1 protein-coding gene is annotated in these 1,243 nt (G+C 47.4%); it reads right to left on the reverse strand.

The features are described 5' to 3' along the window. Window positions 1-538 precede the first annotated feature (538 nt). Window positions 539-1,243: RHS repeat-associated core domain-containing protein (locus H620_RS27615; RefSeq protein WP_209439664.1), on the reverse strand; the 705-nt coding region annotated here is incomplete at its 5' end.

Raw genomic sequence — 1,243 nt, forward strand, 5'->3', positions numbered from 1 at the left:
AGCCAGGCGGCTGATCATGCACCACGATCGGTTACTGGATGTAAGTGAGGCTTGGGTGTGGCTGGCTGAGCTCGCATGCTCGCTCGTCGACTTACTACTTGATTTTATCTACCCCCTCCTAACTATCGCCCCCTCCGTATACTCAATCACATACCAGTTTACCGCAATAAGATAACTGCCAATTTCGTCTGATACAAAGTACTCCATTCCATAGCTGCTTTCCATCAGTCTCGATAAGTCTCGCACATCATCAACCACCACAACAATATTTTTATTCCACTTGCTTTGCTCAAAAAACACCCAGCCCGAACCCGGTTTAACAGACAAAAAAATAGAAACTCATTTTCATCAGTAGGTAATTTACTGACGTTCTCACCAATACTCAAGTGCCCACTTGTCTTCCATGGTCTGTACTTATTCAGCACAAAAGATATATATTTCTCAGCCACATCTTTTTCAGTAGTGCGCGCTTTAACCCCAATTTCAGCAGCGGCGCGCAATAATTCATTAGCATGACATAACATATATTTCCTCGCTGTTAATTCCTTGTTGCTGGAACTTTGTCGACAAAAATATGCCCTCTCGTTCTTGGCTTTCTTGGAGTTTGGTAGCCAATATGTGGAGCATGTGGACCTTCACCCAGTGATCCATTAGATTTCACATTGTTCCATGCCGGGATATCCATATTGACATTCGCTCCACCACGAGCTTCCCATTCTACTGGTATAAACTTCCCGTTCAGATCCTTACCCCATTTAGTCACAACAAATTGACTTCGAGGAACGCCTGTTTTTTTGAAGGCCTCGTCCAGCCCATCACGATAAGTTCTAGTCGCGCCTCTTAGATCACTATCTTTTCCTGGGGCAAGCCTCCAGTTATTACCTGTCAAGTCAGAGGAAGAGCCACACTTTAAATTACATATTGTATCGCTGGACAAGCCATATGGATCAACCCATGCGATCGGGCTAATAGCATATTCAAATAGATTCAATCCACCGGAATAGCCTATAGGATCTTGGCACATATAGCGACCAGCCCTCGGATCGTAACATCGGTAGCGATTGTAATGCAGCCCTGTCTCATGATCGTGGTACTGCCCTTGGAAGCGAATCGGGTTACCCAGTCCATGCTGCCTGGCCCACTCCGAACGCTCCTCCCGCACCTCGCCCCACGCCTTGTACTGCCCCGCCCACGCAATGTTGCCGTGCGGATCGGTCAGCTCCATCGGCGTGCCGAGGTGGTC

The sequence above is a fragment of the Pseudomonas taiwanensis DSM 21245 genome (genome assembly GCF_000425785.1).
GTDB lineage: Bacteria > Pseudomonadota > Gammaproteobacteria > Pseudomonadales > Pseudomonadaceae > Aquipseudomonas > Aquipseudomonas taiwanensis.